This is a genomic window from Nostoc sp. CCY0012 (assembly GCF_963920855.1).
Lineage (GTDB): Bacteria > Cyanobacteriota > Cyanobacteriia > Cyanobacteriales > Nostocaceae > Cyanocohniella.
On record NZ_CAWUDM010000082.1, the window covers coordinates 18,760 to 27,084 of the forward strand.

Below are 8,325 nucleotides of genomic sequence, written 5' to 3' on the forward strand. Positions count from 1 at the left end.
TAATCAACTATGTAATTCTTGCTGTTTTGCTGGCCATTTAATTCTAGCTTGAAGTTGACCGTTGCTAGCTACATAATTTAGAAATTTAAGTGCAATTAGAAATAAAATGTAGCATTATAGATTGCGACCTCACGTTAAAAGAAAGTGGAAAATTTAAACAGTTACAACAATCCCCGATAATGAATAAAAACTAACATCACCGACCACGACCCCAACGCCACCTTGACTGCAACTAAGATATTCAGCAAAGGGATCACTCCGCCACTGACAAGTGCGCCCAACTCTCCGTGGGGTAACTCAAATCCTGCCATAGTTATCACTGCGAGTACAATGAAAATCAACACCGAAACCTTTTCCCATCTAGCGGCGTTCCAGCGCTGGTAGATTCCTTGCATCCACTCCGATGATGAGGTAATCGCAATCAGTCCGATGGCCGTACCACCCGCCACCCCAGCTGCAAAGCCACCGCCTGGACTCAGATGACCCCTAATCGCCAGTTCAATGCCTACCAATGAGGCAATAGTTGCTCCCAGACGCGCCAGCACAACTGATGGTTCATCTGTAAACTGATAAATAATGCAGAACGGTCTTTCATCAGCCAGCAGAAACCGCACACCCATAACCGCAATCGTAAATACTACTACTTCAAAAATAGTGTCATACAGACGATTTCTGAGAATGATACCCGTAACTGCATTGGGTACCCCACTATCTTGGACAATGGACTCGACAATAGAGATATCCACTAAGTCCGGTGCCGGATTGGGCTTGATGAGGAATATGAGGCACAGTGCTATCCCTGCGGCCATGTAGACCCATTTCATACATTTACTTCCTTTGACTCTAGTGTATCTACGTAGGTAAGGATTGTGGCTGGTGACGAAAGTTCCGCTTGCATGATTTCATAGAGGCGTCGCACCCTGGTTGCGGTGTGATAGACTGGCGCGTGGTCTGGGTCATCGTGTGGCGATCGCCCCTGTCGAACAAAGGTGGCATGGATTTCTTTATCTATCAGCGCTCGTTGTAAGTCCTGGGAATCTATATACAGGACTAGCTCAAGACGCAGATAGTATTTGCCCATAATGGTTCGGAGTTCATTCATTAATGGCCCATCTATCTGACTCGACTCGTTTTGGAGTACGCCCAGACGCATGACCATAGATGAACGCACTGCGATCGCATACAGAGTAATCGCCAGCAAAGTCCCCATTAATGCTTGGGTTAAAGCCACATCCGCCGCCCCCAAAACTGCAAATACCAAGGCCGCCACAGCGCCCAGTATTCCCTGAACTACCAAGGCATTGTATGGATTAACCTGAATTACCAGCATTAACGCGGACAACGGCAACAATGCGGTGATTATATATACATAAGTATTATCATTCATGGCGATCATTGGGACTAGAACAATATGCCAAAACATAACCCAGCACTGTATTCCAGATAGCCAAAGAGATGATGCCGAGAATGAGTAGCGGCCATTCACTGGGTATCTTCAGCAGCAGCCCAAAAATGATACTCATCGATCCCAGGGTATCTGCAACTGAAAGACTATGCAGCTTGAATAATACCGACCGCTGACCGAGTAGGGGAAAAGTTCCCCAAAACCAGAAGAACAGACCCAAGCATAAGCAGGTATAACTCAAAAAGTCAATCATAAGTCAATCATGCGTTTAAGTAGATGTGCCAACAACATTAATCCGGCATTACCCACACTGAGGATGATGATCCCGACAACACCAATCATCCAATCATCACGGATGACAGATACGATTAAGATCATAATTGATGTTTTGGTGGCAATACTGGCAAAAGCCAACATTTTTTGCCAAATATCATCATCTTGCCAAGCTTCATACATGGGTATGAGTAGGGCTAAAATCATGGCAAACAATATCAGATTCACGCTTTCCTCCTCCGTCTCACCCGGTGTACTTCATACAACCCCTGTTCGTGGTATTTCAAAACAATCGTTTTGGGGGTAAAGGTAATCAGGAAGATATCTAGGAATATGAGTCCAGGTGTACGTTGAGGTTTGACTCGTTCCATGATCACATCTTCGTGCTTATGGGGACGGAAGATGATTTCAAACGCCTCAATATACGCCTGGGGAATGGCAACAATTACCTCACCCAGCACACGCAGCCAATCCCTTAATGCTTCCGGGACTTTCTGACGACCCGGCAATAAGAGGGCGATGCTGACACCAATGATGATATTTGCCACACTGAAATCGGCAGTGAGCAAAAACCAAATGGTCAGTCGTAATATCAGATTTAAATGCCCAATCATGCCAATATCATCCCCAACAGTAGCAGCAATATCAAACTCATCATCCCAATCAGATGCTCAAATTGCTCAAATACACGCGGCAAAGTGACTACTAATCGTTGAACAATCAAAAAATACGCCAACCAGCCAACGCCGATGATGACTAGTGCTTTTGTCATATTTGCAAAAGTATATGCCTCAAAATACAGCCCGTTTGCAGTAATGAGGGCAGCGAGTAATAAGATTATCGGTGGCCATAAACCGGGTCTGACATTCTTTCCTTTTCCGTGGGGCAGAAAGATGAATTTGGCATAAACCATCGCAGTTCCCACAGCCCCAATATTCATTAAAATAACTTGCCAAGGAAGTACATTCTTCAGCGTCAATATCTTGGCACCAAAGCCGACGAACAAGGGAAAACCAGAAATCGATAGGCTGGCCATGACTAGAGGAATCCAGATGGTGGTATTCATCGGCTTATCTTGCAATTCCTGGAAGTTGCGGCTCGGTAAGTTACCTGCCATCAGGAACAGCGCCGATTTGACCAGTCCGTGGGCCAGGGCATAAAAGCCGCCTACGCCCGGTGCAGCGAGAATCCAGCCTAACTGGGAAACAGTACTTAATGCCAGCATCCGCTTGGTATCCTTTTCAAAGAGAGCATAAACCACTCCCAGCAGCGCTGTCCCCACTCCAAATATCCTGACAATGGGATCAATCTCCGGCACCATCAAAGCGCAGCGCACCAAAGGAAAGACACCAGTTTTGACCACAACTCCCGACAGCATGGCCGACACTGGCGTTTCCGATTCGGAGTGAGTTAATGGCAACCACAAGCCTGATACAAAAATTCCCCCTTTTGTCAAGAGGCCTAGAAATATGAGAGCGATCGCCTCGGTTGGTGCTTTGCTTAACCCGGCAAAAGCAAAGGAATGATTGGCCTGATAGACCAACACCGCACCCACCAGATAAAACAGCATAGCTGTGTTGCTAACAAACATATAGCGCAAGGCCACCCAAATCGAGCGATCGGTTCGCTGATAGGCAATCAAGAGAAACGCGGCAATACCGATGACCTCCAACGCCACGTATAAACTGATGAAATCCGCACAGATAAATGCGGCATTGACGCTGCCATGTAAAATAATGGCTTGGGTATAAAAGAAAGCTGTCTTATCAGTGTGCCAACAGTAGAGGATGACAGCCGTTGTGACTAACGCATTTGTCAATATAAAGTAGGCGCTCAACTGATCAATCACTAATGTGACGCCGAAATTATCCAGTAACCCCAATGTTAGCGGCGACTGGTTAAAAAAAACCTGCAACGCATATCCAACTGAAACACAAGCCACGCAAAGTGCGAGGTATCGGTCAAATTTGGGAAGCAGATAAATGACAAACCCTAAAAAAAACGGTAGTGCAATCCAGGCGATGGTAATAGTACTCATGGCGTATTGTTCTTCTCGATTTCGTCGCTTTCCAAGGTGGGATTATCCCGCGCCAGTTTCATTACCCCTACCAGCATTAAGGCCTGAATGGAAAATCCGATCACAATCGCCGTCAATATAACCGCCTGGGGAACCGGATCGGAGTAAGCACGATTTTCGACGTTGGCAACAATTGGTGTGAATAAGCCATCTCGTGATGCAATCAGCACGTAATAGGCGATAACGCCTGTACTCATCACATCCATAGAGATGATCTTCATCACCAGGTTCTTTTTCAGGATGATACCGAAAAAACCGCACAATATTGTTGCAAATATACATGCTTCTAACACGAGAATTGCCTGTTGGGTAGTGGGATAAAATTAGTAAAGCACGATGTAAATAAACAGATTAGTCAAAAATCAAAAAGCCTACATAACCCTCTTGAATCACTATCGCCCTTAAAAAAATCTAAACCCCTTATTTTTCAAGGCTTTGATCAAGGCGTAGGTTAGGTTAAGCACAGCGCCACCCAACACCCAAAAATCTTGGGATTGTTGTGTTTCACTACGTTCTAACGCCACTTTGCTCAAGTCGGGAAACCCGCCCATGCAAATGGCTCCCCAACCTACATTTATTTTTTTCTCTCCAGAGTCATAGAAAAGGGATAATCAACTTTTTGACTTTTGAACGCCAGTTGCTACAAGTCGGGGAACCCACCCAACGCACTGGCTTTTTTTGATTTCTGCGTAGCGGTACTAGCCGATTAAATTGACTTCCTCTAAAGATTCTTTTTCTGCTGGCGATTGTTTAAATGCAAACCGTAATAAAGGCGGTGCTAAGAAGGTTGTCAAAATCACCATAATAATGATTGCAGCTTGTAACGGTTTATCAAGAGTACCACTAGCTGCACCAATCCCCGCAAACACTAACCCAACTTCGCCACGGGGAATCATCCCTGCACCAACCGCTAACCGATTAATTCCGTCTTGGCCAAAAACTGACCAACCTGTGACAATTTTACCAATAATTGCTATCACAATTAAGAAAGTAGCAATAATTAATCCTTCACGATTTTCGGGAATGAAAGGATTCAGAACTCCTAAATCAACTTTCGCTCCCACTGTCACAAAGAAAACTGGAACTAAAATATCCGCGATGGGTTTAACCTGCTCATCTAGTTCTTTGCGTTTATCTGTTTCATCCAAAACTAGGCCAGCCGCAAATGCACCTAAAATAGCTTCTAAATGAATGGCATTACCCAGAAAAGCCATGAAGAAGGCAAAGATTAAAGCCGGGATAATTAAGTTTCCTCGTGTTTGCAATTTATTAGCAATGGCCACAAAAGTCTGATTGAAATATTTGCCTAATAAAATTGCACCAATGAGAAAGACTGTAGCGCTGACAATCAGATAAATTACGTTGAGAATATCAATCTCACCAGTTTTAGCAAGACTCGCAACTACTGCCAATACAATGATGCCTAAAATGTCATCAATGACTGCTGCACCGACAATAATTTGGCCTTCACGAGATTTTAATTGCCCAATTTCTGACAAAACTTTGGAGGTAATACCAATACTAGTAGCTGTCAGTGCCGCACCAGCAAAAATGGCTGGAATTACTGGGACATGAAATAGCAACATCAATCCTGTAGTACCAGCCGCAAAAGGAACAGCCACCCCCACACAAGCAACAACTACCGCTTGTGAACCGACTTTCTGCAATTCTTTTAAGTCTGATTCTAGCCCAATTTCAAATAACAGAATAATCACACCTAGTTCAGCGAGAACGGAAATGATTTCACTCTGGCTTTGAAAAATTGATGTGACTGCTTCGGGACTGATGTCGTTAATAAATTGCAGGATTGTCATAATGATGGAGTCTGAAGCAGCTGCACCACTTTCAGAAAAGACAACCAAATTTAGTGCCGAAGCACCTACGACTACACCACCAAGTAACTCACCTAAAACGGGAGGCAAGTCGATCATTTTAGACAACTCACCACCAATTTTACTGGCAAGATAAATGACTATTAAACTGAGTAATACACCAGCTAAGACAATTGGGGCATTTTCGGCTTCGTTTGTCGTTGCGAGTAAAGGATTCTGCCACACTAAGTTAACTATTAATTCTGAGAAAATCATGTTATCTGTCTATTGTGTTGATGAATTTTGCGGTTAAATTAAGTCCTTGGAGAAATACAAAAGTAATAGTGAAATGGTGGGTAGTTACAGCAACTGACAAGGTAGTTAGGACATAAAAAAATTCCTAAACCCGGTCACAGCAAGCATTTAAATTTTGACTTTTGACTTTTGCTATGCCTACCCGGTTTAATTAAGTTTGATATCCGTAGTTATCAGGGTCACTGGCTGTGGAGCCATAGTCACTAGTAGTAGCAACATTGCCGACAAAAGCAGGATTAACTAAAGCTAAAGCTTGCTTAATTGCCTCTGAACGATTCATAAAGAAATGATGTGAAGGTACGAATTTTTCAATGCCAAATTTTTCTAAGCGCCGTTTAACTTTGCCACCTGCACCAACAATTAATATTTGACGACCTTGCTCATAAGCATCTTGGATAGCATTTTCAATTGCTAAAGAAGCTGTCACACCTAACATGGGGACATCGCTGAGGTCTAAAATCAGTACATCAGAGTCTGCCATTGCTGAATGTTCACGAGCGATCGCTTTGGAAACGCCAAAGATCATCGGCCCACTCAGGTAGAATAACAGCACCCGTCCGTTAGCTTGATCAAGTAATTGCTTCTCTTGTTCGTTCAAGACAATGGCATCATCCGCATCGGTAATCGTCTTCACATCCTGAGCTTGTAGCCGAGAAAGACGTTCGATAGTTAAGATGTTGGCAATGAAAACACCCACGCCGACAGCAACAATCAAGTCAACGAATACGGTTAAGAACATGACACCGTACATAATCAGCGCACCCTTCAGGGATACCTTATGAGCGCGTTTTAAAAAGCTCCAGTCGAGAATGTCAATCCCCACTTTGAGAGCAATACCAGCCAATACTGCCATTGGGATAGGTTGAGTTAAACCAGCTGCCCACAAAACTACAACCAGTAAAATCAAAGCACGAGTCAAACCAGATACAGCAGTTCTCGCACCAGTCTGGATATTAACTACCGTTCCCATCGTTGCACCAGCACCAGGGAGTCCACCACATAAACCAGATGCTAAGTTACCAATACCTTGACCAATTAATTCCTTATCGGACTTGTGTTCAGTACGAGTCAAACTATCTGCAATAACTGCTGTTAACAAGGTATCAATACAACCCAACATCCCTAACATTGCTGCATCAACGAGCATTACAATGATTTGAGATGTATTAAAGGTAGGTATTTGCAATGTTGGCAATCCCATTGGGATTTCGCCAATCCGTCTGATGTCAACATTCCCGAAAAATACCAGGGAAACTATTGTTACTAATACTAATGCTACTAATTGTGGTGGTACAAGGCGCTTGAGTTTAGATGGCATGAAGAAAATAATTGCCAAGGTCATCGCTCCCAAAGCCGTTTCCACAGGATTCATATTGGCGAACAGCTGGGGTAAACTTTGCACCGTTCCCAATACACCACCTTTAGGACTGGACTGTCCCAGAAAAGGAGCAATTTGCAGCAATACCAGGATGATTCCAATCCCAGACATGAAACCGGAAATCACGCTGTAGGGCATGAGAGTAATATATTTACCCAGCTTGAATATTCCCAACAAGATTTGAAATACCCCAGCCAGCATAACTACTGTAAATGCCATTGCCAAGCCGTTTTCTGGGTTACTAGCAATCATGGAACTGACAATGGCAGTCATGACTACGGTCATCGGCCCGGTAGGTTCAGAAATCAGGGTTGGTGTCCCACCAAATAAAGCGGCGAAAAAGCCGACGCAAACTGCACCATAGAGACCAGCAGCAGGCCCAGCACCAGAGGCGACACCGAATGCCAACGCTAGGGGTAAAGAAACGATCGCAGCAGTTAAACCACCGAATAAATCGCCTCGTAAGTTTCTAAAATGGATGGTATTAGTTAATGACATACTGGGGTTGTGGTTCTAAAAACAGTAAAATTTTGATTTTTAAGTTTCATGTTTTATGAGCATGAAAAAATCGGCAAAGAAAACCTTAATTCTTTGCAAAGCAGCAAATTATAATGCCTTTCTACGTGGGGAGATGCTAAATACGCATTTCCATAGATCAGGCTTCGATCAAAGACAGTTCAAAATTTAACTAAGAAAAACTTACATAGATTGCAAGTTTTATTTATCGTCCCCTCAGGCGATTAAGAATAGCTTACAGCCTTATACGTCTATTTTGTTCATTTACAAGCCTTAATATTAAATAAATATTAAATTGCTTTCATAGATAAAAGGTTATGCATTTCAGTAAATTCGGCTGTAATAACTTATATTATAAGTAAAACTCATGCATCCTCCTATAGTTATATTCTTTTTACCAGAACATATAAATAAAAATTAAGCTAATAATTACTAAAGTTACCTATAGTGATCCGCTTTGATTATTGAACTGACTTGCGTAGGCTGGGAGTAGGGAATAGGGAGTAGGGAGTAGGGAGTAGGGAGTAGGGAGTAGGGAGTAGGGAGTAGG

10 protein-coding genes are annotated in these 8,325 nt (G+C 43.3%); all 10 read right to left on the minus strand.

Annotated elements, in window-relative coordinates; genetic code table 11:
- Window positions 1-161: 161 nt before the first annotated feature.
- The 10 genes from ACM0OS_RS20700 to ACM0OS_RS20745 all read right to left on the minus strand — a co-directional run bounded on the left by ACM0OS_RS20700 (window position 162) and on the right by ACM0OS_RS20745 (window position 7,757).
- The gene (locus tag ACM0OS_RS20700; protein ID WP_414545083.1) at window positions 162-824 is read right to left on the minus strand and encodes a Na(+)/H(+) antiporter subunit B; all 663 of its coding nucleotides are present in this window, start codon (window positions 822-824) and stop codon (window positions 162-164) included.
- Window positions 821-1,387, minus strand: coding sequence for a DUF4040 domain-containing protein (locus ACM0OS_RS20705; RefSeq protein WP_414545084.1), 567 nt, complete (start codon window positions 1,385-1,387; stop codon window positions 821-823). Before ACM0OS_RS20705 ends, ACM0OS_RS20700 begins: the two co-directional genes overlap by 4 nt.
- On the minus strand, window positions 1,380-1,658 hold the full coding sequence (locus tag ACM0OS_RS20710) for a monovalent cation/H(+) antiporter subunit G (protein ID WP_414545085.1): 279 nt from the start codon (window positions 1,656-1,658) through the stop codon (window positions 1,380-1,382). The genes ACM0OS_RS20705 and ACM0OS_RS20710 overlap by 8 nt, the downstream gene beginning before the upstream one ends.
- Window positions 1,655-1,906, minus strand: coding sequence for a hypothetical protein (locus ACM0OS_RS20715; RefSeq protein WP_414545086.1), 252 nt, complete (start codon window positions 1,904-1,906; stop codon window positions 1,655-1,657). Before ACM0OS_RS20715 ends, ACM0OS_RS20710 begins: the two co-directional genes overlap by 4 nt.
- Window positions 1,903-2,292: a Na+/H+ antiporter subunit E gene (locus tag ACM0OS_RS20720; protein WP_414545087.1), complete on the minus strand. Its 390-nt coding sequence runs from the start codon at window positions 2,290-2,292 to the stop codon at window positions 1,903-1,905. Before ACM0OS_RS20720 ends, ACM0OS_RS20715 begins: the two co-directional genes overlap by 4 nt.
- Window positions 2,289-3,716: a cation:proton antiporter gene (locus ACM0OS_RS20725; protein ID WP_414545088.1), complete on the minus strand. Its 1,428-nt coding sequence runs from the start codon at window positions 3,714-3,716 to the stop codon at window positions 2,289-2,291. The genes ACM0OS_RS20720 and ACM0OS_RS20725 overlap by 4 nt, the downstream gene beginning before the upstream one ends.
- Complete coding sequence (locus tag ACM0OS_RS20730) at window positions 3,713-4,048, minus strand: cation:proton antiporter subunit C (protein ID WP_414545089.1); 336 nt, start codon at window positions 4,046-4,048, stop codon at window positions 3,713-3,715. Before ACM0OS_RS20730 ends, ACM0OS_RS20725 begins: the two co-directional genes overlap by 4 nt.
- A 108-nt stretch (window positions 4,049-4,156) precedes the next feature.
- Window positions 4,157-4,306 (minus strand): hypothetical protein, encoded by a 150-nt coding sequence (locus ACM0OS_RS20735; protein ID WP_414545090.1) that lies wholly within the window; start codon window positions 4,304-4,306, stop codon window positions 4,157-4,159.
- Window positions 4,307-4,453: 147 nt separating this feature from the next.
- Window positions 4,454-5,842, minus strand: coding sequence for a cation:proton antiporter (locus ACM0OS_RS20740; RefSeq protein WP_414545091.1), 1,389 nt, complete (start codon window positions 5,840-5,842; stop codon window positions 4,454-4,456).
- Between the two features lie 190 nt (window positions 5,843-6,032).
- On the minus strand, window positions 6,033-7,757 hold the full coding sequence (locus ACM0OS_RS20745) for a SulP family inorganic anion transporter (RefSeq protein WP_414545092.1): 1,725 nt from the start codon (window positions 7,755-7,757) through the stop codon (window positions 6,033-6,035).
- Window positions 7,758-8,325: the final 568 nt, after the last annotated feature.